This is a genomic window from Corynebacterium suicordis DSM 45110, from assembly GCF_015351405.1.
GTDB lineage: Bacteria > Actinomycetota > Actinomycetes > Mycobacteriales > Mycobacteriaceae > Corynebacterium > Corynebacterium suicordis.
Genome location: NZ_JADKMY010000001.1, coordinates 1,246,735 through 1,270,901, shown reverse-complemented (window position 1 = coordinate 1,270,901; position 24,167 = coordinate 1,246,735). Strand labels below are relative to the sequence as shown.

At 60.1% G+C, this 24,167-nt stretch carries 22 protein-coding genes; 12 read left to right on the top strand and 10 right to left on the bottom strand.

Features of this window, described 5'->3' with window-relative positions:
- Positions 1 to 193: 193 nt before the first annotated feature.
- Entirely contained in the window at positions 194 to 706 is a 513-nt protein-coding gene (locus tag IRY30_RS05890) for an Rv1476 family membrane protein (RefSeq protein ID WP_194556394.1), read from the bottom strand.
- A gap of 366 nt (positions 707 to 1,072) precedes the next feature.
- Between IRY30_RS05890 and IRY30_RS05885 the strand changes: the two genes are divergently transcribed.
- On the top strand, positions 1,073 to 3,898 hold the full coding sequence (locus IRY30_RS05885; protein WP_194556393.1) for an aconitate hydratase: 2,826 nt from the start codon (positions 1,073 to 1,075) through the stop codon (positions 3,896 to 3,898).
- A gap of 195 nt (positions 3,899 to 4,093) precedes the next feature.
- Positions 4,094 to 4,690: a TetR/AcrR family transcriptional regulator gene (locus IRY30_RS05880; RefSeq protein ID WP_194556392.1), complete on the top strand. Its 597-nt coding sequence runs from the start codon at positions 4,094 to 4,096 to the stop codon at positions 4,688 to 4,690.
- 8 nt (positions 4,691 to 4,698) lie between these two features.
- Here the strand turns inward: IRY30_RS05880 and IRY30_RS05875 are convergent, their stop codons facing one another.
- Positions 4,699 to 5,271 (bottom strand): DUF1990 domain-containing protein, encoded by a 573-nt coding sequence (locus IRY30_RS05875; RefSeq protein WP_194556597.1) that lies wholly within the window; start codon positions 5,269 to 5,271, stop codon positions 4,699 to 4,701.
- A gap of 64 nt (positions 5,272 to 5,335) precedes the next feature.
- Between IRY30_RS05875 and IRY30_RS05870 the strand changes: the two genes are divergently transcribed.
- The 5 genes from IRY30_RS05870 (at position 5,336) to IRY30_RS05850 (ending at position 9,652) form a co-directional block, all read left to right on the top strand.
- Complete coding sequence (locus tag IRY30_RS05870) at positions 5,336 to 5,605, top strand: ACT domain-containing protein (RefSeq protein ID WP_194556391.1); 270 nt, start codon at positions 5,336 to 5,338, stop codon at positions 5,603 to 5,605.
- Between the two features lie 8 nt (positions 5,606 to 5,613).
- A complete protein-coding gene (locus IRY30_RS05865; protein ID WP_194556390.1) occupies positions 5,614 to 6,969 on the top strand; it encodes a PFL family protein in 1,356 nt (451 codons plus the stop codon).
- Between the two features lie 10 nt (positions 6,970 to 6,979).
- Positions 6,980 to 7,774 carry a hypothetical protein gene (locus IRY30_RS05860; protein ID WP_194556389.1) on the top strand — a complete coding sequence of 265 codons (795 nt, stop codon included), beginning with the start codon at positions 6,980 to 6,982 and terminating at the stop codon, positions 7,772 to 7,774.
- Positions 7,775 to 7,839: 65 nt separating this feature from the next.
- On the top strand, positions 7,840 to 8,580 hold the full coding sequence (locus tag IRY30_RS05855; RefSeq protein WP_194556388.1) for a glutamine amidotransferase: 741 nt from the start codon (positions 7,840 to 7,842) through the stop codon (positions 8,578 to 8,580).
- A 112-nt stretch (positions 8,581 to 8,692) separates the two neighbouring features.
- The gene (locus IRY30_RS05850) at positions 8,693 to 9,652 is read left to right on the top strand and encodes a CE1 family esterase (RefSeq protein ID WP_194556387.1); all 960 of its coding nucleotides are present in this window, start codon (positions 8,693 to 8,695) and stop codon (positions 9,650 to 9,652) included.
- A 19-nt stretch (positions 9,653 to 9,671) separates the two neighbouring features.
- Here the strand turns inward: IRY30_RS05850 and IRY30_RS05845 are convergent, their stop codons facing one another.
- Positions 9,672 to 11,303, bottom strand: coding sequence for an ABC-F family ATP-binding cassette domain-containing protein (locus tag IRY30_RS05845; protein WP_194556386.1), 1,632 nt, complete (start codon positions 11,301 to 11,303; stop codon positions 9,672 to 9,674).
- A 76-nt stretch (positions 11,304 to 11,379) separates the two neighbouring features.
- Here IRY30_RS05845 and IRY30_RS05840 point away from each other — a divergent pair, with 76 nt between their 5' ends.
- A complete protein-coding gene (locus IRY30_RS05840) occupies positions 11,380 to 12,480 on the top strand; it encodes a lycopene cyclase family protein (protein ID WP_194556385.1) in 1,101 nt (366 codons plus the stop codon).
- 10 nt (positions 12,481 to 12,490) lie between these two features.
- On the opposite strand, the gene IRY30_RS05835 is transcribed toward IRY30_RS05840, so the two are convergent.
- The 7 genes from IRY30_RS05835 to IRY30_RS05805 all read right to left on the bottom strand — a co-directional run bounded on the left by IRY30_RS05835 (position 12,491) and on the right by IRY30_RS05805 (position 18,984).
- Complete coding sequence (locus tag IRY30_RS05835) at positions 12,491 to 12,925, bottom strand: metal-sulfur cluster assembly factor (protein ID WP_194556384.1); 435 nt, start codon at positions 12,923 to 12,925, stop codon at positions 12,491 to 12,493.
- 67 nt (positions 12,926 to 12,992) lie between these two features.
- Positions 12,993 to 13,445, bottom strand: coding sequence for a Fe-S cluster assembly sulfur transfer protein SufU (sufU, locus tag IRY30_RS05830; protein ID WP_194556383.1), 453 nt, complete (start codon positions 13,443 to 13,445; stop codon positions 12,993 to 12,995).
- A 30-nt stretch (positions 13,446 to 13,475) separates the two neighbouring features.
- Positions 13,476 to 14,726: a cysteine desulfurase gene (locus tag IRY30_RS05825; protein ID WP_194556382.1), complete on the bottom strand. Its 1,251-nt coding sequence runs from the start codon at positions 14,724 to 14,726 to the stop codon at positions 13,476 to 13,478.
- An 85-nt stretch (positions 14,727 to 14,811) separates the two neighbouring features.
- Positions 14,812 to 15,567: a Fe-S cluster assembly ATPase SufC gene (gene sufC / locus IRY30_RS05820; protein ID WP_194556381.1), complete on the bottom strand. Its 756-nt coding sequence runs from the start codon at positions 15,565 to 15,567 to the stop codon at positions 14,812 to 14,814.
- Positions 15,568 to 15,645: 78 nt separating this feature from the next.
- The gene (gene sufD, locus IRY30_RS05815; protein ID WP_194556380.1) at positions 15,646 to 16,848 is read right to left on the bottom strand and encodes a Fe-S cluster assembly protein SufD; all 1,203 of its coding nucleotides are present in this window, start codon (positions 16,846 to 16,848) and stop codon (positions 15,646 to 15,648) included.
- A gap of 5 nt (positions 16,849 to 16,853) precedes the next feature.
- Positions 16,854 to 18,290 carry a Fe-S cluster assembly protein SufB gene (gene sufB / locus IRY30_RS05810; protein WP_194556379.1) on the bottom strand — a complete coding sequence of 479 codons (1,437 nt, stop codon included), beginning with the start codon at positions 18,288 to 18,290 and terminating at the stop codon, positions 16,854 to 16,856.
- Positions 18,291 to 18,294: 4 nt separating this feature from the next.
- Positions 18,295 to 18,984 carry a helix-turn-helix transcriptional regulator gene (locus IRY30_RS05805; RefSeq protein ID WP_194556378.1) on the bottom strand — a complete coding sequence of 230 codons (690 nt, stop codon included), beginning with the start codon at positions 18,982 to 18,984 and terminating at the stop codon, positions 18,295 to 18,297.
- Between the two features lie 237 nt (positions 18,985 to 19,221).
- On the opposite strand from IRY30_RS05805, the gene mptB reads away from it, so the two are divergent.
- The 4 genes from mptB (at position 19,222) to IRY30_RS05785 (ending at position 24,001) form a co-directional block, all read left to right on the top strand.
- Positions 19,222 to 20,982 (top strand): polyprenol phosphomannose-dependent alpha 1,6 mannosyltransferase MptB, encoded by a 1,761-nt coding sequence (gene mptB, locus IRY30_RS05800; RefSeq protein ID WP_194556377.1) that lies wholly within the window; start codon positions 19,222 to 19,224, stop codon positions 20,980 to 20,982.
- Positions 20,983 to 20,988: 6 nt separating this feature from the next.
- A complete protein-coding gene (locus tag IRY30_RS05795) occupies positions 20,989 to 22,002 on the top strand; it encodes an ABC transporter ATP-binding protein (protein ID WP_194556376.1) in 1,014 nt (337 codons plus the stop codon).
- Complete coding sequence (locus IRY30_RS05790; RefSeq protein WP_194556375.1) at positions 22,002 to 22,856, top strand: ABC transporter permease; 855 nt, start codon at positions 22,002 to 22,004, stop codon at positions 22,854 to 22,856. The genes IRY30_RS05795 and IRY30_RS05790 overlap by 1 nt, the downstream gene beginning before the upstream one ends.
- Positions 22,857 to 22,939: 83 nt before the next feature.
- Positions 22,940 to 24,001, top strand: coding sequence for a COX15/CtaA family protein (locus IRY30_RS05785; RefSeq protein ID WP_194556596.1), 1,062 nt, complete (start codon positions 22,940 to 22,942; stop codon positions 23,999 to 24,001).
- Positions 24,002 to 24,167 lie beyond the last annotated feature (166 nt).

Here is a 24,167-nt window from a genome sequence, read left to right as displayed (position 1 = left end):
CAAGGACAAGGCTCATTGCTTGAACCTTCAGTTAACGGTAGTCAAGCGAGAGAACTTGACCAACCATTCGACTTGCTCGCACTGGTTGTTTTACCCGGGATGCGGGCCGTGACCCGGGGATGGGTGCGCCGGGATGAAGGCTGAGGTGAGAATAGGGAGAGCTGGGCGTCGAATAAAAGGACGCGCTCAATCCCTAACGGGAACGCAGGGCCAGCTTGGTGCTGATCGCACCAACGGGAATAGCCACGAGAACTGCGATCAAGGCCACGGCGTTGACCGGGGTGATGTAGCTATGGGCATCGGCTGCAGAGGAAACAAAGGCTTGGGTATCGGCCGGGTCCAGAGAACCCGCCACGAGGGGCTCGTTGTTTTCGATGTTGTAGCGCGTCAGGCCGTCGGATACCGCGCCTGCGCTCTGTGTGGTTTGCACCAGAACGGTGTCCGCATCGGTGCGGTCCTTGATTGCCTGGGCGATATCGCGAGAGTTCTCCCGCGTGAGATTGTTGCCCTTGAGCAGAACCACCTTGGTCTCCCCTAGCCGCTCGGCCATTTCTGGGTGGCTTTCTGTATCCACGGTGGATTGCACATGCTGCAGGGTGGAGTCCGCGTGCTCACCCAGAGTATCGAGCGCGGCTTGGTTGGCCACCACGTCGGAATCGGTGAGCTGTTCAGCTAATGCGTCAACATTGATGTCATTGGGAATCATGATGTGGCATTACCTCGTGTCATCGGGGCGCAGTAGCTGATCTGTGCATGATCTGAGCGCAACTATAAGGACTCTTCCACTGTTGGTCTTGTCCTGCTGAAGGCACGGGAGCGTGCCAATTCGAAGTATTTTTACCACTAGTGACTTTTTGGGGGTGGCCTCGACACGCGATAAGCCCGCAGATTCAAAAACAGGACAGTTGTACTGTTAGGGTGAATTCTGACGTAGCGGGCTATTTGCTGCCACAATGGTAGATAGGTTCCCCGCTGATGCGTTCTTTGACGAATAGGACCATCGGACATCAAAAACTTTTGATGTATTGCGGTGTCCGTACCACGACTACGAGAAGTGACTCAGGAGCACACTGTGACTGAAAGCAAGAACTCTTTTGACGCCAAGAGCACGCTAGAGGTCGGTGAAAAGTCTTATGACTACTACCGACTATCCGCCGTACCGGGGATGGAAAAGCTTCCTTACTCCCTTAAGGTGCTGGGCGAAAACCTGCTGCGCAACGAGGATGGCAAGAACGTCACCCGCGAGCACATCGAAGCAGTAGCCAACTGGGATGCCTCTGCTGACCCAAGCATCGAGATCCAGTTCACCCCAGCCCGCGTGATCATGCAGGACTTCACCGGCGTGGCCTGCATCGTGGACCTCGCAACCATTCGCGATGCCGTGGTGACTCTCGGTGGCGAAGCCGATCAGGTTAACCCGCTGAACCCAGCGGAAATGGTCATCGACCACTCCGTGATCATCGAGGCCTTCGGCGATTCCGATGCACTCGAGAAGAACGTGGAGATCGAGTACCAGCGCAACGACGAGCGCTACAAGTTCCTCCGTTGGGGCACCGGCGCATTCGATAACTTCCGCGTGGTTCCTCCCGGAACCGGCATCGTTCACCAGGTCAACATCGAGTACCTGGCACGCTCCGTCTTCGAGAAGGACGGCGTGGCATACCCGGATACCTGTGTTGGTACCGACTCCCACACCACCATGCAGAACGGCCTGGGCATCCTGGGCTGGGGCGTGGGTGGCATCGAGGCCGAGGCTGCAATGCTCGGCCAGCCTATCTCCATGCTGATCCCTCGCGTGGTCGGCTTCAAGCTCACCGGTGAAATCAACGCTGGCGTGACCGCCACCGACGTGGTTCTGACCATCACTGATCTGCTGCGTCAGCATGGCGTCGTCGGCAAGTTCGTGGAGTTCTACGGCAAGGGTGTTGGCGAGCTGCCACTGGCAAACCGCGCCACCATCGGCAACATGTCCCCAGAATTCGGCTCCACCGCCGCGATGTTCCCGATCGACGAAGAGACCGTCAAGTACCTCGAGCTCACCGGCCGCGACAAGGAAACCCTTGAGCGCGTCGAGGCTTACGCCAAGGCTCAGGGCATGTGGCTCGATCCAGAAGCCGAGATCGAGTACTCCGAGTACCTCGAGCTGGACCTGTCCACCGTGGTTCCTTCCATCGCTGGTCCAAAGCGTCCTCAGGATCGCATTGAGCTCTCCGATTCCAAGTCTCAGTTCCGCAAGGACATCCACAACTACGTGGAGGCTCCAAACGTGGGCGAAGAAGGCGGTGTCTTCGACGACGAAGGCCCAACCACCGAGGCAACCTCTGCTTCTGATTCCGGATCTTCCTCCGAGACTCCAGCATCTGCTGCCGACGCCAAGGGCAATGTCCCTTCCGCCGCAGAAGGTGCCGAAGGCCGCCCATCCAACCCAACCGCTGTGCACTACAACGGTCAGGACATGGAACTGGATCACGGCATGGTGGCTATCGCCTCCATCACCTCCTGTACCAACACCTCTAACCCTTCCGTGATGATCGGCGCTGGCCTGCTGGCTCGCAAGGCCGCGGAAAAGGGTCTGCAGTCCGCTCCTTGGGTGAAGACCTCCATGGCTCCAGGCTCCCAGGTAGTCAACGGCTACTACGAGGCTGCCGGTCTGTGGAAGGACCTCGAGGCCATGGGCTTCTACCTCGTGGGCTACGGCTGTACCACCTGTATCGGTAACTCCGGTCCATTGCCTGATGAAATCTCCGCTGGCATCAACGAGGGCGACCTCGCTGCCACCGCAGTGCTCTCCGGTAACCGTAACTTCGAGGGTCGCATCAACCCCGACGTGAAGATGAACTACCTGGCCAGCCCAATCCTGGTCATCGCGTACGCCATCGCCGGCACCATGGACTTCGACTTCGAAACCCAGGCTCTGGGCAAGGACAACGAAGGCAACGATGTCTTCCTGCGCGACATCTGGCCTTCCACCGAGGAAATTGAAAAGGTCATCGCAGAGTCCATCACCAAGGAGCTCTACACCGCTGACTACGCTGACGTCTTCAAGGGCGACGAGCGCTGGCAGAACCTGGACGTGCCAACCGGTAAGACCTTCGAATGGGATGAGAACTCCACCTACATTCGTCGCGCACCTTACTTCGACGGCATGTCCACCGAGCCAGAAGCAGTCAAGGACATCTCCGGCGCTCGCGTTCTTGCCCTGCTGGGCGATTCCGTGACCACCGACCACATCTCCCCTGCCTCCACCATCAAGCCCGGCTCCCCTGCCGCGCAGTACCTGGATGAGCACGGAGTAGAGCGCAAGGATTACAACTCCCTGGGCGCTCGTCGTGGTAACCACGAGGTCATGGTTCGCGGTACCTTCGCGAACATCCGCCTGCAGAACCAGCTCCTGGACAACGTTTCCGGTGGCTACACCCGCGACTTCACCCAGGAGGGTGCACCGCAGGCTTACATTTACGACGCCGCCATGAACTACAAGGAGCAGGACACCCCACTGGTTGTTCTCGGTGGCAAGGAGTACGGCACCGGATCCTCCCGTGACTGGGCTGCCAAGGGCACCCTGCTGCTGGGCGTGAAGGCTGTCATCGCTGAGTCCTTCGAGCGCATCCACCGCTCCAACCTCATCGGAATGGGAGTTGTGCCAGTACAGTTCCCAGAAGGTGAGTCCTGGAAGTCCCTGGGCATCGACGGCTCCGAGACCTTCGATATCTCCGGAATCGAAGAGCTCAACAACGGCGGAATCCCTAAGTCCGTCAAGGTCGTTGCCACCAAGGAAAACGGTGAGAAGATCGAGTTTGACGCTCCAACCCGTATCGATACCCCGGGTGAAGCTGATTACTACCGCAACGGCGGCATCCTGCAGTACGTTCTGCGTAACATGATGGCCTCCAAGTAGGACCCTCATTACCCGCGCGGAGCTGCCTGATTAAGGACATGCTCCACGGGTGATGGACACCAGCGGTGAACCTGAGTGAAGACCCGGGTTCACCGCTTTTGTTCTGCGCGTCAGAAATACGCGTGCCAGGAAAGTTGGCAGAAAGCGAAAATGGGAATGGGCACACATTCTGAACCGGTCAAAGATGACAAGCTAATGCTTGATCCCCAGCCAACGCTCGATTCACAGCGCGCACTCGATTCGAAACCCGAGCTGGATGCGAAGAAGGAAGAAATCCTCATTGGCGCGAGGCGGTGTTTCACTGCTCACGGTTATGAGGGCGCAACGGTGCGCCGCCTGGAAGAGGCAACTGGGAAATCCCGCGGTGCAATCTTCCATCACTTCCGGGATAAAGAAGCTCTCTTCTTGGCTTTGGCTCGGGAAGATGCCATGCGCCAGGCCGCTTTGGTGGCGGAAGAAGGATTGATCGAGGTGATGCGGGATATCCTCGCCCACCCTGAGCGCCACGATTGGCTGGCCACCCGCTTGGAGATCTCCAAGCTGCTGCGCACGGATAGCAGTTTCCGCGCGCGGTGGGAGGAAGATCAGCAGGTGCTGGACAAGGCCGTGCGCGCCCGGTTGACCTCGCTGGCCAGCGATGGGCGGATCCGCGATGACGTGAATCCGGAGATCATCCACCTGTTCTTGGAAACGGTGCTGGATGGGCTGATCACCCGCTTGGCCTCCGGTGGATCGGCTGAGGGCTTGGAGCAGATGCTGGATGTCGCGGAAAACGCCATCAGGCGGCAGTAGCTCCCCGGCTATGCGGCTTGCATGCGCCCCGAAACCGGGCGCATGCCGCGCACGTACCGACGAGTGATCCACAGTTGGGTGAGCCGGGCCAACGGTGAGCCCAGCTTGGCCAGCCACCACGCGTGCTGCGAAAACGCCACGCACCGCCCAGTGACCACTCCCTGGGAGTCCATCTCCACGATGAACGCCTCTTCCCCGCGCTCCACATGCCCCGGCAGCGTTCCGTAGATCACCACGGCTCGGGTTGGGGTGAGCTCTCTGTGGATCACCAGGCATGGGCTGCGCGTGGGCCCGAAGTGGACGCAGACCTTATCCCCCACAGCTGCACCCCCTACAGATGAGCCTTCCACAAACCCGTTCCGCTCCATGCTCACCCGCACACCCGCGCTAAAATGAGCCCGCCAGGATAGAAGCCGGTACGCAGCCGTGCGAAACTCTCGCTCCCCGTGGCCGATCACTTCCCGGTAGTCGGTGCGATTCCATGAGGGGGGAAGGGTGGCGTCGGAAAAAGAAAGACCGCGAGCCACATCCAAGGTCAACAGGCGTAGCGATGCGGGGTACGTGAGCTCGGCGGGGCGCATGATTGCCACACTAGGGCACAGTGTCAGGGGCACGGTGTCACGGACGGGGTTTAGGATGGAGCACATGTTTGCCATCATGACGGTCACTGGAATCGACAGCACCGGAATTATTGCCTCAGTCAGCACCGCGCTTGCAGAACTGGACGTGAATATCCTGGACGTCTCGCAGACGCTGATGTCCGGGTATTTCACCATGATCCTCCGGGTGGAATTCGATGAGGCGAAGACTTCGCTGGCGGAAATCCGCTCGGCTCTGGAGCCCGTGGAGAAGCAGAAGCAGCAGGTCATCCGTATTCAGTCCGAGGCGCTGTTTACCGCCATGAACGAAATCTAGAGGAGCGCATGTTTAATCCGAACAGCTTTCTCGAGACCATCGAGATGATTGAAAAGTATCGTCTCGATATCCGCACGGTGACCATGGGGATATCCCTGCTGGGTTGCACCCGCACCACCATGGCGGAGACCTCCCAGGCGATCTATGACCGCGTCTCGAAGCAGGCCGCGCAGCTGGTGGAGGTGTGCGAAGGCATTGAGGCGGAACTGGGCATTCCCATCGTGAACAAGCGGATTTCCGTCACCCCGATCTCCCTGGTGGTTGCGGGCGTGGACGGCAACCCAGTGGATGCCGCCCGGGCTCTGGATAAGGCAGCCAAGGAGGTGGGCGTGAACTTCGTGGGTGGGTACTCCGCCCTTGTGGAAAAGGGTGCCACCACCAGCGAAAAGTTGCTGATTCGGTCCATTCCAGAAGCACTGTCCGAGACCGACGTGGTGTGCTCCAGCGTGAACATTGCCAGCTCCCGGGCGGGCATCAACATGAATGCCGTGGCGCAGATGGGCCGCACCATCAAGGAGGCAGCCGAGCTCACTGCCGAGCGGGACGCCATCGCCTGCGCCAAACTGGTGGTCTTCGCCAATTCCGTGGGTGATAACCCGTTCATGGCCGGCGCATTCCACGGCGTGGAAGAGCCCGATTGCGTGGTCTCCGTGGGCGTTTCCGGGCCCGGAGTGGTGGATCGCGCGCTGGGATCTCTGGAAGGCGCCACGCTGGATCAGGTAGCCGAGGAGATCAAGAAGGCCGCGTTCAAGATCACCCGCGCGGGACAACTGGTGGGAAACTTAGCCTCCGAGCGACTGGGGGTGCCCTTCGGCATCATCGATCTCTCCCTGGCCCCCACTGCCGAGCTTGGCGATTCCGTGGCTCACATCCTGGAGCACATGGGACTGGATCAGGTGGGCACGCACGGCACCACGGCCGCGTTGGCACTGCTCAACGATGCAGTGAAGAAGGGCGGCATGATGGCCTGCTCGCGCGTCGGTGGCCTGTCTGGTTCATTCATCCCCGTGTCTGAGGACAAGGGCATGATCGACGCCGTCCGCTCCGGGTCCATCTCCATCGACAAGCTGGAGGCTATGACCGCGATCTGCTCGGTGGGATTCGATATGGTCGCCATCCCCGGGGACACCTCTGCAGAAACCATCTCCGGGATGATCGCCGATGAGGCTGCCATCGGTGTGATGAACCACAAGACCACCGCTGTGCGCGTGATTCCCGTGCCCGGCAAGAAGCCGGGCGATGAAGTGAACTTCGGTGGCTTGCTGGGCTACGCACCCATCATCCCGGTGAACACCGTGGGCAATGCTGATTTCATTCGCCGGGGCGGATTCATTCCCGCGCCAGTGCATGGAATGCGAAACTAGAAAGGCGAGCATGGCTAGCGAATTCCCCCTTTTCAACTACGCCCGCAGTTCCGCGACGATTCATGATCCGGACCAGGCACTGGCGCGCGGAGCGGAATCTGGGCAGTTCGCCACGCGCAACCCGCGGCAAACCACGTCTGCCTCCCTGCTTGCTGCGCTGGAGAGCAATGGCAGGATGCCTATCGCGGGCAGCGCGCGCGGGCTTTCCGTCCCGCAGGTGGTGTGCGCGGTGGTGGGAGCAGCGCTGGTGCTGGGCGCTGTTGCGCTGATATTGGCTACTCGCGCTATGGGTGGGATCATCGCGGGCGGCATCCTGGGACTCATTGGTGTCTTGGTTTTGGCATTGGCGGCCGTGAGCATGAGTCGGCGTCGAAAAAACATGGAGAAGATTGCCGCGGCCTGGAACAACGGCTGGCTGTGTTTTGCCCCGGCCCGGGTGGGTGGAGTGTGGATCAGTGGCGTGACCAGGCATTCCGGCAGACGCGATGACGAGCATTCGCGCGGCCGGGATAACGACATCCGCTTCCGCTACCGAGCGGTGGTGCGCGTCTACCCCACGGATGGCTCCCCGGAATTCGAGTTTGTCTCCGAGGAATTCTCCGCTCCCGCCTCCAGGCGAGGTGAGCCCGTGAATCTGAAGATGATGGAAGGGCCGCTGGATCACTTCGAGCCGGAATTTTCCAACGGGTGGACCATTGCTCGCTGGGTGGCGGGGAATCCGGAATCTGCCACCGTGACCACCGATCTTTCGCAGGCGCAGGTGCGTGCGGGATTGCGTGCCTCCGGGGCGCATTTGAGTAAATAGATTGCTGCTCAGCGAATCGACCAAACATTAGTTGATAGACCAAGCGGTCTGTTAAAATTCCCCTTGTGAAATTTGTACTGTTAGCGCTACGAGAAAATCAGCTCATCGCAGATGCCGAGTTTGATGATTTCGTGGCGCTTTCTGGTTTGAATCCCGATGAATTAGAAATGCGCCTGTTGGATAAGCCGGATAGCGAGCTCGGCGATTTCACCGATGTGGCCGGCGTATTTATCGGTGGCAGCCCGTTTACCATCACCAAACCATTCGATGACGTGTGGCAGCCCGCGATCTCCGAAAAACTCGCCGAGTTCATCCGCGACGCGCTGGATAACCCCCGCTTCCCCATCCTCGCCACGTGCTACGGCGCCAGCATGTTCGCCCACTACCTCGGTGGCAAGGTGGGCTCGGATTTTGCCGAGGAGGCTGGGGTAACCAAGATCGTTCTTTCTTCCGACGCCGCTTCTGACCCGCTGTGCCAAGACCTTCCCCAGGAGTTTCTCGGGTTCGGTGGGCACAAGGATTCTGTCCTAGAGCTGCCGGGCAATGCCGTGCTGCTGGCGGGTGGACCCACCTGCCCGGTGCACATGTACCGGATCGGTAGCAACGTGTGGGCCACCCAGTTCCATCCCGAAATGGATGGCGAGCGCATCACTCGACGTTTGAAGTTCTACGACAACTCCGGCTACTACTCCCCCGAGCGGGAAGACGAAGTGTATGCGAGTTTGCGTGGGCACGATACTGCTGCCTCAAACTCCTTGCTCAGGAAGTTCGTGGAGTACGCGAAAGCGAACGCCGGCGAGCAATAGGTTCAATTGCCGGGGGGCGGCCGGTGGGTGGCGAATCAGCGCCGCGAGCAGCACACAAGCCGATTAACTGCTTTGCAGGGAATTACGCGCACCGATCCTTTATGCTGCTTGAGTGATCAAAAAGAAGCTCGCCACTGTGGTGGCCACGATGGCTGTGGCCCTCAGCGCATTCATCGCTCCTGCTCAAGCTCAGTCCGACCTCCCCGAGAGCAGCGCGGGGATTGACATCAATGCGGAGATCAACCGGCTACTGGGGCAGCTTTCCCAGTTCCCGCAAATCCCCAACCTCCCGAACCCTTCTAAGCCACTCACCCGGGATTCCGTTGACGTGGCTGGCCAGGGCAATCGCCAGTACCTCATTGAAACCCCGAGCAACATGGATCCAAACCGCACTTACCCAGTGGTCTTCGGTTTCTCCGGTTGGCAGCACTCGGCAAGCATGTATCGCGATTATGCGGATCTTGATGTCGCCGCTGGTCAAGAAGCTATCCTGGTCTACCCCGAGGGCAATGCCCAGGCATGGGAAGGCCCCAAGTACGCACCCAGCGGCACTGGCCAGGATGTGGCATTCGTCAAGACCATCCTGGACAAGGTGAAGACCCAGTACAAGGTTGATGCTTCTCGCGTTTTCGCCACCGGGCTTTCCAACGGCGGCGGCATGGCTTTGGCGCTGGCATGCCAGGCTCCGGAGACTTTTGCGGCGGTTGCTTCCGTTTCCGGCGCGTACTACAACTCTGCTTCGCTGAATAACTGCCAGACGGGCAAGGTAGATACCTTGGTCATGCACGGAACCGCAGATGACCACATGCTGTACAACGGTGGAGCAAACGATCATGGAGGCAGCTACTACAGCGCTCCGCAGATCACGCAGAAAGTTGCCCAGCGAAACGGCTGCACCGGCAACGCGTTGAGTGGTCCTGCGGTGTCCGGAAACGTGGAGCTCTTCACGGCCGCCGGTTGCCCCGCAGGTGGCGACACCACTCACTACAAGGTGAATGGCGGAGGTCACTCGTGGTACGCGGCTAATCCCGCGGCCGCCCAAGTGGTGTGGAACTACTTCAAGACCCACTAGGGTCCAGCAGTAAAACCCGCTAGGCCAGCTCGACGATCTCCATGTATTCGTCGTTCCACAGATCCTCGGTGCCATCCGGCAAAACGATGACCCGCTCCGGATCCAGCGCTCGCACCGCTCCCGGGTCGTGTGTCACCAGCACCACGGCACCGGTGTAGGTGGTGAGCGCATCCAACACCTGCTCGCGCGATTGCGGATCCAGGTTGTTGGTCGGCTCATCCAGCAGCAACACGTTTGCGCGGGAGCTCACCAGCGTGGCCAGGGAAAGCCTGGTCTTCTCACCACCGGAGAGCGTTCCGGCAGGCTGGTTCAGCTGCTCGCCGGAGAACATGAACGCGCCCAAAACGCCTCGCAAGTCCTGTTCACCCGCATCCGGGCAGGATTCGATGGCGTTTTGCCACACGCTCTTGGAGCCATCGATGTTGTCGTGCTCCTGGGCGAAGTAGCCCACCTTCAGGCCGTAGCCGGAGACGATTCCGCCTTCTCCATCCACGCGCTCCACCCCAGCCAACAGCTTGAGCAAGGTGGTCTTACCAGCGCCGTTGAATCCCAGCACCACCACGCGGCTGCCCTTATCAATCGCCAGGTCCACACCCGCGAACACTTCCAAAGAGCCATACATCTTGGTCAGACCCTTGGCGTTCATCGGGGTCTTGCCACAGGCGGCTGGCTCAGGGAAGGAAATGCTGGCCACGCGGTCATCCACGCGCACTTCATCCAGCTCATTGATCAAGCGATCAGCGCGAGCTGTCATCTGCTTGGCAGCCTTGGCCTTGGTGGCCTTGGCTCCCAGCTTCGCGGCCTGCTCCTTCAGAGCACCGGCCTTCTTCTCTGCGTTGGCGCGCTCGCGTCGGCGGCGGGCCTCATCCGTGGCACGAGCGTCCAGGTACTTCTGCCAGCCCATGTTGTAGACATCAGCTTCGGCACGCACGGCGTCGAGGAACCACACCTTGTTACAGACAGCTTCCAGCAGTTCCACGTCGTGGCTGATCATGATCAGGCCGCCGTCGTGCTTCTTCAAGAAGTCGCGCAGCCAGTTGATGGAGTCCGCATCCAGGTGGTTGGTGGGCTCGTCGAGCAGCAACGTGGTCTGCGAACGGCCGGAACCGGAGGTGGCGGCGAACAGGATCTGCGCCAGTTCCACACGACGACGCTGACCACCGGAAAGCGTCTTGAGCTGCTGATCCAGCACGCGCTCTTCCAGCCCGAGGGCATCGCAGATGCGCGCAGCTTCACTGTCTGCCTCATAGCCGCCCAGCGCGGAGTACTTTTCCTCCATGCGGGAGTACTTGGAGATCGCTGCATCGCGCTCGGAGTCTTTTTCAGTGGTCTCCATGATCTCTTGCTGGCGTTCCATGGTTCGGCGGATCTGGTCGAGGCCTCGGGCGGAGAGCACGCGATCGCGCGCAGTCTGCTCGATATCGCCTTCTTTAGAATCCTGCGGGAGGTAACCGAACTCACCGCTGCGGATCACTTTGCCGCCGTAGGGTTCCCCTTCACCGGCCAGGATGCGCATGGTGGTGGTCTTGCCCGCGCCGTTGCGACCGACCAGGCCAATTCGGTCGCCCGGCTGTACGCGCAGCAGTTGTCCGGGTGCGTTCAGTAGGGTTCGCGCGCCCACCCGCACTTCAAGGTCTTCGGTCACAATCACAACGCCCCACGCTATCATTGTCCCTGCTAATACCTAGAATCCGCCCGCCCCACGCACCGAGCTTAAGGAGCCACGCATGGTTGTTGTGCATATCGCCGGTGCTGGCCCAGCGGGCGCCATCGCGGCCTTGCGTGCGCGCGAGCGTGGATGGACGGTTAACCTCCACGATCCACGCGTCCCCTCCCCAGGCACGCTACCCCCGTGGCCTGCCACATACGGCTCCTTGGTTGCTGAATTGCCCGGGTGGGCGCTCGATTTCTATTCGCAGCCGTACGCGGCCCGCGTGCACACGCGCTCCGCAGCCACGTTGCCGCACGAGTACGCCATGCTCAACAAACCTGACCTCCGCGCGGCCGTGGAGCGATCCGGAGCCACCATCACTTCCGATCCCCTGCCGCAGGGAGTCTCTCCCGTGCTCGATTGCACCGGCGCGCCCACTGCGGGCCGGGTGTATTGGCAGGTCGCGGTGGGCTTTTTTCTTCCCTTTCTTCCCGACGCCAGCACCGACCCCATCTTCATGGATTGGTCCACCCCCACGTCTGACCCGCCCAGCTTCCTCTATGCCCAACCCACAGACCAGGGCTATTTGTGGGAGGAGACTGTCCTGGCCACGCGCGCCGCTCCCGAGGACTTGCTGGATGAGCTCCAATCCCGGCTGGAATCCCGCCTGGATAAGCACATGCCTGGCTGGCGGGAGAGTGAAATGAAGCGAGAGGTGGTCGCCATCCCGATGGGAACCCGCAAGCGAGCTTTCTGGCGGCCGGCGGGATCCACCTACTACTTCGGCGCTGCCGGGGGCATGGTGAACCCGGCCACCGGTTACTCGGTCTCCCCTGCTTTCGCCCAGGTAGACGCGATGCTTGATGCGATAGCGGGCGCGGGATTCTCCCGGAGAAAAGCACTGGATGCGGAAGCAGCACGCTTCTTGAGATGCGTGGGCGCAGAACTCATCTCCCGAGCTGATCACGCTACTCTCCGGGATTTCTTCGCCGCATTCTTCCGCCTAGATGCCCAGTATCAGCTGGACTACCTGACCGGTCACAGTGGCAGAGCCGTGGCACGAACAATGTGGGAGTTGCGCAAGCAGACCGGATTTTCCCATCCGTTCCTGTGCCCGCTATGGAAAAACCCGCGGCAGCTATTGCTAGCTGCGGCGGGAAAAGCCCGTAAATTCTAAGACGGGATACTTAGACGGAGAAGCCCAGGTAGCGCAGCTGCTCGCGGCCCTCTTCGTTGATCATGTGTGGACCCCATGCTGGGCTCCACACCCAGTTGATGCGCAGGTCGGTGATCTCCTGCAGGGTGCCAATGACAGCGGAATTCGCCTGATCCTCGATCATGTCGGTCAGTGGGCATGCAGGGGAAGTCAGGGTCATGTTCACCACTGCGGTGGAGCCCTCGGCCCAGGTGTCGTACACCAAGCCCAGATCAACCACGTTGATGCCGAGCTCCGGGTCAATCACGTCCATGAGGCATTCTTCGATCTTGCCGAAGAGCTCCAGTTCTTCCTTGGAAGGTTCTGCCGGAGGCTCTGGAACCTCGTTCATTGGGTTCGGATCCAAGGTAGGAGCCGAAGGATTTTCGTTCTGGGCGGCGGTTTCTGGAGTGTTCTGTTCAGTCATGGTGTGCTTCCTTTGGGTGTTGTGGGTGGGGTGCGATTTACAGGTGTTATCAGCGGGTGATTGAGATTTACGAGCTCGGCTGCGCGCCGGCCTCAAAGGCGGCGGCCTCGAAAGCCTTCCACCCCAACAGGGCGCATTTCACGCGAGCTGGATACTTGGACACTCCACTAAACGCAATTCCATCGCCGATAATTTCATCGTCGCCCTCCACCTTGCCGCGGGAGGTGACCATCTTCTCGAACTCAGCAAGCTTGGCGAAAGCCTCATCGACCGGACGGCCCACGATTTCCTCAGCCATCACCGAGGTGGAGGCCTGGCTGATGGAGCAGCCGATGGCTTCGTAGGACACATCCGCTACGGTCTGCAGATCCTCGCTCAGGGCAACGCGCAGCGTGAGCTCATCGCCACACGAGGTGTTCACATGGTGCACCTCGCAGTTGTAAGGATCGCGCAAGCCCGCGTGTTGCGGATGCTTGTAGTGGTCCAGGATCACTTCCTGGTACATGGATTCCAGCTTCATGGTCTGTCTACTCCCCGATCTTCCTGGTTATTAATCAATCGTTCCAAAAAACTTCTGCGCGTGGACGATAGCCTCCGCCAGCGCGTCCACCTCTGCTTCGGTGTTGTAGACATAGAAGCTGGCACGAGCCGTAGCCTGCACATTCATGCAGGTGTGCACAGGCCATGCGCAGTGGTGGCCTACTCGGATACACACACCGCTGTCATCCAGAACCTGGCCCAGATCGTGCGGGTGGATGCCCTCCACCACGAAGCTCAACGACGCCCCGCGCTTGACCGGCTCACTAGGACCCACCAAGCGCAAACCTGGGATGGCCTTGAGCTTCTCCAATGCGTAGGCGGTCAGCTGATTTTCGTGAGCTGCCACATTTTCCATGCCGAGGTTCTCCAGGTAGCGCACGGCCGCGGCCAGTCCCACTACTTGGCTGGTCATCTGCGTGCCGGCCTCGAAGCGCTGGGGAGCCTCGGTAAACGTGGTCTTCTCCATGGTCACCTTTTGCACCATGGAGCCACCGGTGAGGAATGGAGGCAATGCCTTCAGCAGGTCAGCCTTGCCGAACAGCACTCCCACTCCATTGGGGCCCAACATCTTGTGGCCGGAAAACGCCGCAAAGTCCACATCGAGATCGTGGAAGTTAACGGGCATGTGAGGCACGGATTGGCAGGCGTCGAGAACAAAGAGTGCCCCAACTGCACGTGCACGGCGTACGGCCTCCGGTACGTCCAGCACCGCGCCCGTCACGTTGGACTGGTGGGTTAGGGCCACCACCTTGGTCTTTTCGCTGAGCTCGAGGCTATCGAGATCAATGCGGCCATCCTCGGTGACGGAGTACCAGCGCAGGGTCGCGCCGGTGCGCGCAGCGAGCTCCTGCCACGGCACGAGGTTGGCGTGGTGCTCGAGTTCGGAGACCACGATCTCATCCCCCGCCGCCACGGTGTGCTCGCCTGAGCGCGGATCACCGAGGAGGTAAGCCACCTCGTTGAGAGCTTCGGTGGCGTTCTTGGTGAACGCTAGCTCGTGATCCTCTGCCCCGACAAACGCGGCGATGGTCTCGCGCGCGGTTTCGTAGGCATCGGTGGCTTCCTCGGCGATCTCATACGCGCCGCGGTGAACCGGTGCGTTATGGGTGGTGAGAAAGTCCCGCTCTGCGTCCAAGACCTGCACTGGGCGCTGTGAGGTCGCACCGGAGTCTAAGTAGACGAGCGGGCGGCCATCACGGACGGTGCGGGAAAGGATCGGGAAATCTTTCCTGATCGCGGCAATGTCCAATGATGTGCTCATGAGTTAACAACTTTCTTTAACACCACAGCCCAGCACGAATGCTGAGCTGAGATGGAAACAATGTGGGGTGTGTAGCGAAACGGATTTAGATGAACTGCTCGTAGCCGTTGGCCTCGAGCTGCTCTGCCAATTCCGGACCGCCGGACTTCACGATGCGTCCCTTGGAGAAGACGTGCACCTGATCAGGCTTCACGTAGTTCAAGATGCGCTGGTAGTGGGTGATCATCAGCACGCCACCGTTCTCGCGCTCCTTGTAACGGTTGATGCCCTCGGAGACCACGCGCAGTGCATCCACGTCCAAGCCGGAGTCGGTCTCATCCAGCACGGCGAACTTTGGCTTGAGCAAGCCCAGCTGCAGAACTTCGTGGCGCTTCTTCTCGCCACCGGAGAAGCCCTCGTTCACGGAGCGCTCAGAGAAGGATGGGTCGATGGAGAGTTCTTCCATCGCTCCACGAGCTTCCTTGACCCACTCGCGGATCTTTGGAGCTTCGCCGCGCACGGCAGAAGCCGAAGAGCGCAGGAAGTTAGCCATGGATACGCCGGGAACTTCGGTGGGGTACTGCATGGCCAGGAACAGGCCAGCGCGGGCGCGCTCATCTACTTCCATCTCCAGCAGGTTCTCGCCATCCAGCAGAACCTCGCCTTCGGTGATTTCGTAGCGTGGGTGACCAGCAATGGCGTAGGACAAGGTGGACTTGCCGGAGCCGTTAGGACCCATGATGGCGTGGGTTTCACCGGACTTAATGGTCAGGTTCACGCCATGCAGGATTGGCTTTGGTGCTTCGTTCTCGTCTGCGGGAACAACCTGTGCATGCAGGTTCTTGATTTCCAGAGTGCTCATGGGAAGTATTTCTTTCCTTCTAAGTCTGTGTGGGAAGTAGGTGCGGATTCAGCGGAGTTGTGAAAGGACCGAAAGGTCTTACAGAACCGTGTTCTGCAGTTCGTTTTCGACCTTGTTCTCCAGCTGTTCGCGAACGGATTCCAGCGGGATGCGCCTGATCACATCGGTGAAGAAACCACGGACAATCAGCATCTTTGCAGCGGTGGCAGTGATGCCACGGGACTGCATGTAGAACATCTGCTCGTCATCGAAGCGACCCACGGTGGCAGCGTGGCCGGCACCGATGATCTCGCCCGTCTGGATTTCCAGGTTCGGAACAGAATCTGCGCGCGCACCCTCGGTGAGCAGCAGGTTGTTGTTCTTCTCGTAGGTGTCAGTGCCGGTGGCGTCGGGACGAATCAGCACGTCACCGATCCAGGCGGTACGAGCGTCGCGGGAGGCGGAACCCTTGGAAGGCTCGCCCTGCAAAGCGCCCTTGTAGAGCACGTTGGAGCGACAGTTCTTCACGGAGTGATCCACCAGCAAGCGCTGCTCGAAGTACTGGCCGGCATCGGCGAAGTACATGCCCAGCAATTCTGCATCTCCACCTGGTCCGGTGTAGCGCACGTGAGGAACGGAGCGGACTACTTCACCACCGAAGGCTGCGTAGTAGTGGCGAACCGTTGCATCGCGGCCAACCTGCAGGTGGGAGTTGGACAGGTGGACACCATCGCGGTTCCAGTCTTCCAAGACCACGGTGGTGAGCTTGGCGCCATCGCCGATGACGAACTCCAGGTTGTCGGAGTGCGCGCCGGAGCCTTCGTACTTCACGATGACCACAGCTTCAGCGTGGGAATCCAGTTCCACCACGATCGTGCCGTAGGACACGGCATCCTCACCGGCACCAGTGATGGTGATGGTGATGGGGCCGTCCAGCACAGCGTTCTTTTCCACGTGGACGTAATCAGCCACGGTGTTTTCAGTCCATGCCTGAGCTGCAGCGCGGTCTACTGGAGCACCAGCGCGACCCGCGCGCTCGTCGGATGGATCCAGCTCAGAGTAGCTCGCACCACTGGAAGGCAGATCCACGTTCACGTTTGCACGTGAGCCGGCAGCTGCAGTTCCATCGTGGAGGCCACGGAGCTGACGCATCGGGGTGAAGCGCCAATCCTCATCCTTGCCCCGAGGAACGGAGAAATCTTCAACATTGAAAGAAGCGAAACGGTCGCCCTTGGTCTGGTGTTCAGAACCAGCCTTGACGGGGTTGATCGTTGCTTCGGTCTCTTGTAGTGGGGTGGTCATTTGGTTTAACCCACCGATCCTTCCATCTGCAGTTCAATCAGTCGGTTCAGTTCCAGCGCGTACTCCATGGGGAGTTCCTTGGCGATCGGCTCCACGAAACCGCGGACGATCATAGCCATGGCCTCATCCTCTTCGATGCCACGCGACATGAGGTAGAACAGCTGATCCTCGGACACCTGGGACACCGTGGCCTCGTGGCCGAGGCTCACGTGGTCATTGCGGATGTCGTTGTACGGGTAGGTGTCAGAACGAGAGATGGAATCCACCAGCAGCGCGTCGCATTCCACGTTGGACGCGGAGTGGTGAGCGTCCTTGTTCACCTGCACCAGGCCGCGGTAGGCAGCGCGTCCGCCACCACGTGCCACGGACTTGGACACGATGTTGGACGAGGTGTGTGGAGCCATGTGCACCATCTTGGCGCCGGTGTCCTGGAACTGGCCTTCGCCAGCGAATGCCACGGAGAGCACTTCGCCCTTGGCGTATGGGCCGGTCATCCACACAGCCGGGTACTTCATGGTGACCTTGGAGCCGATGTTGCCATCGACCCACTCCATGGTGGCGCCCTCTTCACACTTGGTGCGCTTGGTCACCAGGTTGTAAACGTTGTTGGACCAGTTCTGAATGGTCGTATAGCGGCAACGGCCGCCCTTCTTGACGACGATCTCCACCACAGCAGAGTGCAGGGAATCCGTCTTGTAAATCGGAGCGGTACAGCCCTCCACGTAGTGCACGTAGGCATCTTCATCAACGATGATCAAGGTGCGCTCGAACTGACCCATGTTCTCCGTGTTGATGCGGAAGTAGGCCTGCAGAGGGATGTCCACGTGGACGCCCTTGGGGACGTAAATGAAGGATCCGCCGGACCACACTGCGGTGTTCAGTGCGGAGAACTTGTTATCGCCAGCGGGGATAACGGTGCCGAAGTACTCTTCGAACAGCTCGGGGTACTCGCGCAGACCGGTATCCGTATCCACGAAGATGACGCCCTGCTCTTCCAGATCCTCGCGGATCTGGTGGTACACAACCTCGGATTCGTACTGCGCAGCCACACCCGCGACCAAGCGCTGACGCTCAGCCTCGGGGATACCTAGCTTGTCGTAGGTGTTCTTAATATCTTCTGGCAGGTCTTCCCAGGTCTGAGCCTGCTTTTCCGTGGAACGGACGAAGTACTTGATGTTATCGAAATCAATACCGGAGAGGTCTGCACCCCAGGTTGGCATTGGCTTCTTATCGAAGATATCCAGAGCCTTGAGACGACGCTTGAGCATCCATTCTGGCTCGGACTTCTTAGAAGAAATGTCCTTAACTACCTCATCGCTCAGTCCACGACGAGCAGAGGCACCAGCGGTGTCCGTGTCATGCCAGCCGTAGCCATAGGCGCCGATTGAGTCAATGATTTCTTCATCGGTTTGCGGTTGTGGTTGCTGTGCAGCTTGAGTCATTATCTTATCTTTCCTTCGTTGGGGAAGGGTGAATTGTTGTCAGCGGAATGTGGGTGGTGCAAATCCCGTTGCCATCGGCGATGGTCGCCAATGGCTGCGTATGTTGCCCGAGTAGTTCCGCAACCACCCGGTGTTCCGCCGCGCACAGTTCAGGGAACTCTTGCGCGACATCCTGGATGGGGCAATGGTGGCGACAAATTTGCACTCCACCAGCCGAGTTATCGACTGTTGCAGCGTAGCCACGCTCGGTGAGCGCCGCGGCGATGGCCTGAGCCTTTTCCACCACGTCTTCATCATCCTCGGACGCGGATTCACCACGGGTGAGATCCGTTCCTTGGTCGAGTTCCAAGTCCTCAAGCAGCTGATGGATTCGCTGGGCGGCGAAACTCTCCACCGCTGCGTCTCCCCCAGTTTGCTTGAGCGTCCGGAGCGCCAATAGCGCTAGGTTGTCGTAATCATGGCCGAAGTGTCCACGACCGGCGTCGGTCAACTTAAACATCTTGGCTGGGCGACCCCGCTGCCCAGAACGAGCCACCGTCACGATTTCCGCGTGACCATCGGCCACGATGTTATCCAGATGACGGCGGACGCCTGCGGCGGTGAGGCCGAATTCCTCAGCGATATCAGTGGCACTAATCGGGCCGTGGCGAAGTACATGGAGCATAATTCGGTGCCGCGTATCGTGATCGCTCACTGGGTGACACCTCGTTTCTCTACTGTTTCGTCAAGACGGTGAGAAGCTGCTGACTTGGCGGGAACCGCCTTCACAACCTGCTCATGATTAGACAACATGAATGTTACGTAAATAATTCCCAGTGTCCACTAAGGGTTGCCTTTCTCTGCAGGGGTCCGGCGCTGCTTCGGCACCGGTTCGGAGATGCGTAACGTCGCTCCCCAATGCCTGTCCGCCCCCTGCGTAGACTACTGACTCATGGCATCGAAGACCCCGCGGGCCGTCGCACCAAAGATTCACCCGCCAAAGATTCACCCGCTGCGCGCACTGAAGTCCCAATTGCCGCAGGTCGGGGAAGCCGGCTCGCGCTCTGCTGCACTGCACGAAGATCGCTCCGGTGGGGACACGCCCTATAGCGCCAACACCTGGCCAATCGGCCCCAATCACCGTCTTCGCCTGCGGATTTCCATGATTCTGGGAACCGTGGGTTCCATCATGATTGCCATTGGTGGCTGGGGTGCGGGCGCCTGGCCAGTGGTGGACAACCCCGGATGGAAGCTTTCCTGGGTGGTCAACCTCAACCGGATGCTGCACTCCTCCACCGTGTTGGTGTTCTTCGGAATTGGGCTCCTGGTTATCGCCTGGATTTTCCTGGCACGGTTCTGCGTGGAGACGAATCGCCGAGCCGCAGAATTAGTGCCCTTGAGCGTGTTGTGGCGCACATTCGCCTTGTGGGTGCTGCCGTTGTTGTTCACCGCTCCCCTGTTCACCCAGGACATTTATTCCTATCTGGCTCAGGGGTCGATCGCGGCGCGTGGCTGGGATCCATATTCCGCTGGCCCAGTTGACCTGCTTGGTCCGCAGGATCCCCTGGCTCGTTCAGTGCCCTTGCTGTGGAGCCACTCCCCGTCTCCTTATGGCCCCACTGCCTTGGGCTACGGAGCAGTGATCTCCTGGATCACGCAGGATCAGATCCTGTGGGGAGTGTTACTGCACAGGCTGGTGTCCGTATCTGGACTTGTTCTGGCCAGCTGGGCATTGATCCGCTTGGCGCGTCGCTGCAAAGTAGCTCCGCACACCGCGTTGTGGCTGGGCGTGCTTAATCCCCTGGCGATTCTGCACCTGGTGGGTGGCATCCACAATGAAGCACTGATGCTGGGTTTGATGCTCGCTGGTCTGGAGCTGGTGCTGCGCGGCACAGATGACGAACCTCGCCCGCTCATCAGCCGCTGGATACTCATCGTCATGGGGCTGACCCTCATCACCAGTGCCGGACTGGTGAAAGTCACAGCTTTCCTCGCGCTGGGATTTGCCGGGGTGATGATCGCCCTGTGGCTGGGCGGGAAGCTGAGGCACCTAGCCATCTCGGCCATGCTGTGTTTCGTGGCAGCGGCGATATTTTCTGCTCTGTTGTCGTTGATCACCGGCGTGGGCTTCGGCTGGATCACCTCGCAAGGTGGCGCGGTGGATATCGTCAGCTGGATGTCCGTGTCTTCCCTCGCTGGATTGGCTTCCTCTGCTCTCGGCATGCTCCTGGGGCTGGGTGATCATCAGGAATCCGCGCTGGCCCTGTTCCGTGCACTGGGAATCCTGGTGGGTCTGGCATGGGTCACCCGCATGTTGTGGGCCTCTTTCAAACGTCGCATCCACCCCGTCGGCGGGCTGGGCGTGGCGATGTTCTGCCTAGTGATCTTCTTCCCCGTGGTGCATCCCTGGTACCTCCTCTGGGCCATCTTCCCCTTGGCTGCCTGGGCTAACCGCGATCTCTTCGTTTACGTGGTCGCCGGTTATTCCATGGCTTTCAGCTTCTTCATTCTGCCCAAGGGGCTGAGCCTGCCACCGGGAACGGTGCTCTACATCTACGTGATGTCCGCGGTTATCTTCGGCCTGTTCGTGGCAATTGCTTGGGCATTGTGCAAGACACGTCCACAGCTGGCTGCGGCATTGCAAACCGGGCAGTCGTGGGAAGGAACACAACTCAAGGCATTGAGGCGCCCACGCAAGCAGGTTGTAAGCTAAATCATCGTGACCGAAGCAAACCACACCCCGCCTGCCGCCTCCGATGCACCGGAGGTTCTCCAACTACGTGGGGTGAGAAAATCATTCGGAGAAAACACCGCAGTTGATGGCCTGGATCTCACGCTGCATCGCGGCGAGGTACTGGCACTCCTCGGTCCCAACGGTGCAGGTAAGACCACCACCGTGGAAATGTGCGAAGGATTCCTTGTCCCGGATTCCGGCACGGTGCGCGTACTGGGCATGGATCCCGCGCATCACACCGATGAGGTTCGTAGCCGCATCGGCGTGATGTTGCAGGGTGGTGGCGCGTATCCCGGGGTTCGGGTCGGCGAGATGTTGGAGCTCGTGGCCTCGTATTCCCGCAATCCCCTAGATACTGAATGGTTGTTGGAAACCGTGGGGTTGGCGTCGAATAAGAAGACCCCTTACCGAAGGCTGTCAGGAGGCCAGCAACAACGGCTCTCCCTGGCCTGCGCACTGGTTGGGCGCCCCGAGCTGATCTTCCTGGATGAGCCCACGGCCGGTCTGGATGCGCAATCTCGGCTGGTGGTGTGGGATCTGGTGCGCTCGCTGAAGCGCGATGGGGTGACCGTGGTGCTGACCACGCACTTGATGGATGAGGCTGAGGCGCTGGCGGATCAGGTGGTGATCATCGATCGCGGCACCGTAGTGGCCGAAGGCACTCCAGCGCAGTTGACCAGCGGAAACGCGGCTGAGACTCGCTCTCAGCACGTGGTGAGCCTCATGGTGGATGGGCCGCTCGATGTCACTGAGCTGCGCCAAGAACTGACCAACAGCCAGAGTGCTGCAGAGGCGAGCATTGAAGCCCAGCAGGAAGACACCAACCATCCCGGTGGCCAGCACGTATGGAAGATCACCATGACTGAACTCACCCCGCAAACCATCGCGGATATCGCTGCTGCTGTGGCCCGGCAGGGTCTGCTGTTGCAGCGCCTCGAGGTGGATAAACAGAGCCTAGAGGACGTTTTCCTCTCCATTACGGGAAGAGAGATTCGCTAATGAGCGCGCCGAAATCTGCCAGCAAGCCGGCAAGTAAATCTGGAAGCAAGCCGGCCGTCAACACTGTCAACACCGAGCGTTTCTCCGCAGGCACGTTCACTCCCGATGTGCGCCGCGCGAAGAGCTCCTCCATCCTCCGCGCGCAGTCCAAGATGGAATCCCTGCTGTTCCTGCGCCACGGTGAGCAGCAGTTGCTCTCGCTCATCATTCCGATGGTGATGCTGATCGGGCTGTCTCTCCTGCCTGGCCTGATGGAAGAAAAGAACGTCCAGCAGATCTACCCCATGACCTTGGCCATCGCCTTGATGGGTGCTGCGTTCACCGGGCAGGCCATCGCCGTGGCTTTCGACCGTCGCTACGGGGCCCTCAAGCGCATCGGTGCGTCCGGCGTGCCCACGTGGGCGTTGATCGGTGGCAAAGTGTGCGCGGTGGCCGTGGTGGTCGCGGTGCAGGTCGTCATCCTCACCATCACCGCAGCCATTCTGGGCTGGTCGCCCCAGCTTTCCGGGATTGGCTATGCAGTCGTGGTGGGATTGTTCGGCGTGGCCGCCTTCACCAGCTGCGGGCTGCTCCTGGGCGGCACGTTGAGTTCCGAGATGGTGCTGGCGCTCTCCAACACCGTGTGGTTCATCTTCGTGGGTGCCGCGGTGTTCTCCACCATGGCCAGCGGTCTGAGCGAGGGCACCGCCCAGGCGCTGAAATTCATCCCTTCCGTGGCACTCACCGACGGCTTCTCCGCAGCCATGAACCATGGGCAGTTTGATTGGCTGGCCGTGCTCATCTTGCTGGGATGGGCGATCATCGGCACCGCACTGACCTTCAAGTTCTTCAGCTTCACCATGGACACGGACTAGGCAGTTCGCCGCTAAGCGCTTTGCCCAGCGGAAATTAGGGATACTCCAGCTCGGGATATAGTCTGGATAACGTGTTGGAAACAATGCGGGAACGCGCTAAAAACGAAACAAATCCGCTGGCTCGAGGCCTAGCCACCCTTTATGCGTGGCTGCACCTCATAGACGCCAAACTCGGGATCCCCATCCCCACCATCAAGTCGCAGAGAATGTTCGCCATCATCTTGTTGGCCTGCCAAACCGGCATCACATTCACCGGCGCGTTGGTGCGAGTAACCGGCTCCGGTCTAGGTTGTAACACCTGGCCAGAGTGCCACCCGGGATCCCTCTTCCCCACTGCGGGCGCCGCCCCGTGGATTCACCAGGCCATTGAGTTCGGCAACCGCCTCCTTACCTTCGTGTTGATCGTCGCTGCCGCCGTGACCTTCATGGCCCTGATTCGGGCAGCCCGACGCCCACTCGTGCTCCACATGGCGTTCCTCCAAGGACTGGGAATCATCGCCCAGGCAGTCATCGGTGGCATTTCGGTGCGCATGGATCTGACCTGGTGGGTTGTCGCACTGCACTTCCTCCCCTCCATGCTGCTGGTCTTCTTCGCCGCGGTGCTGGTGATTCGCGTCGGTGAGCCAGACGACGGCGAGCGCGTCAACCTCATGCCGGGTGCCATAACCGCGCTCACGCATGGTTCCGCGGTCACCCTGGCGCTGGTGCTCATGACCGGCACCCTGGTCACTGGAGCTGGCCCGCACGCGGGTGACGAGGCCATCCTCCCCGAGCACCGCCTGCAATTCCCCCTCATTGAAATCGCGCACATTCACGCCCACGCGATGTACCTCTACCTCGGCATCACCGTGGGCTTGCTGGCCGCACTGTTTGCCCTCCAGGTGGGCCGAAAGCTCAAGGTGACCGCGCTGTGGCTCGTGGGTGCGATCGTGCTGCAGGGCATGGTGGGCATCATCCAGTACTGGCTCGGCGTGCCGGAATGGACCGTGCCGGTGCACGTGCTGGGCTCCGGCCTCACCACTTTGGTCACCGGCCTGTTGTGGGCGCAGCGTCAGCGTCTTTTGGGAGGCGACGCCACCCATACCGGCTCCCCTTCTGCAGACGCGAAACTGCTCAATACCGTGGATTATCAGAGCACGGTTTAACCCGCTTGAGCGCTGGCCCCCAGCTGCGAATGCAGGCAGCACATAGGCCAGACCACATGTGAACCAAGCAGCACAAAAGCCCCTCGCACCGAGAATCACATCTCAGTGGGAGGGGCTTTGGCTTGCCTGCTGGGCAGTTGTTTAGGCGACTGCACCGCCTCGCTCT

What these genes read in the sequence shown, in the direction of transcription:
- IRY30_RS05870 (WP_194556391.1), top strand. Translation starts at nt 5,336, where the DNA reads ATGTTTGCCATCATGACGGTCACTGGAATCGACAGCACCGGAATTATT.
- sufB (WP_194556379.1), bottom strand. Translation starts at nt 18,290, where the DNA reads ATGACTCAAGCTGCACAGCAACCACAACCGCAAACCGATGAAGAAATC.
- IRY30_RS05785 (WP_194556596.1), top strand. Translation starts at nt 22,940, where the DNA reads ATGCGGGAACGCGCTAAAAACGAAACAAATCCGCTGGCTCGAGGCCTA.
- mptB (WP_194556377.1), top strand. Translation starts at nt 19,222, where the DNA reads ATGGCATCGAAGACCCCGCGGGCCGTCGCACCAAAGATTCACCCGCCA.
- sufU (WP_194556383.1), bottom strand. Translation starts at nt 13,445, where the DNA reads ATGAAGCTGGAATCCATGTACCAGGAAGTGATCCTGGACCACTACAAG.
- sufC (WP_194556381.1), bottom strand. Translation starts at nt 15,567, where the DNA reads ATGAGCACTCTGGAAATCAAGAACCTGCATGCACAGGTTGTTCCCGCA.
- IRY30_RS05860 (WP_194556389.1), top strand. Translation starts at nt 6,980, where the DNA reads ATGGCTAGCGAATTCCCCCTTTTCAACTACGCCCGCAGTTCCGCGACG.
- IRY30_RS05865 (WP_194556390.1), top strand. Translation starts at nt 5,614, where the DNA reads ATGTTTAATCCGAACAGCTTTCTCGAGACCATCGAGATGATTGAAAAG.
- IRY30_RS05790 (WP_194556375.1), top strand. Translation starts at nt 22,002, where the DNA reads ATGAGCGCGCCGAAATCTGCCAGCAAGCCGGCAAGTAAATCTGGAAGC.
- sufD (WP_194556380.1), bottom strand. Translation starts at nt 16,848, where the DNA reads ATGACCACCCCACTACAAGAGACCGAAGCAACGATCAACCCCGTCAAG.
- IRY30_RS05880 (WP_194556392.1), top strand. Translation starts at nt 4,094, where the DNA reads ATGCTTGATCCCCAGCCAACGCTCGATTCACAGCGCGCACTCGATTCG.
- IRY30_RS05840 (WP_194556385.1), top strand. Translation starts at nt 11,380, where the DNA reads ATGGTTGTTGTGCATATCGCCGGTGCTGGCCCAGCGGGCGCCATCGCG.
- IRY30_RS05825 (WP_194556382.1), bottom strand. Translation starts at nt 14,726, where the DNA reads ATGAGCACATCATTGGACATTGCCGCGATCAGGAAAGATTTCCCGATC.
- IRY30_RS05890 (WP_194556394.1), bottom strand. Translation starts at nt 706, where the DNA reads ATGATTCCCAATGACATCAATGTTGACGCATTAGCTGAACAGCTCACC.
- IRY30_RS05835 (WP_194556384.1), bottom strand. Translation starts at nt 12,925, where the DNA reads ATGACTGAACAGAACACTCCAGAAACCGCCGCCCAGAACGAAAATCCT.
- IRY30_RS05875 (WP_194556597.1), bottom strand. Translation starts at nt 5,271, where the DNA reads ATGCGCCCCGCCGAGCTCACGTACCCCGCATCGCTACGCCTGTTGACC.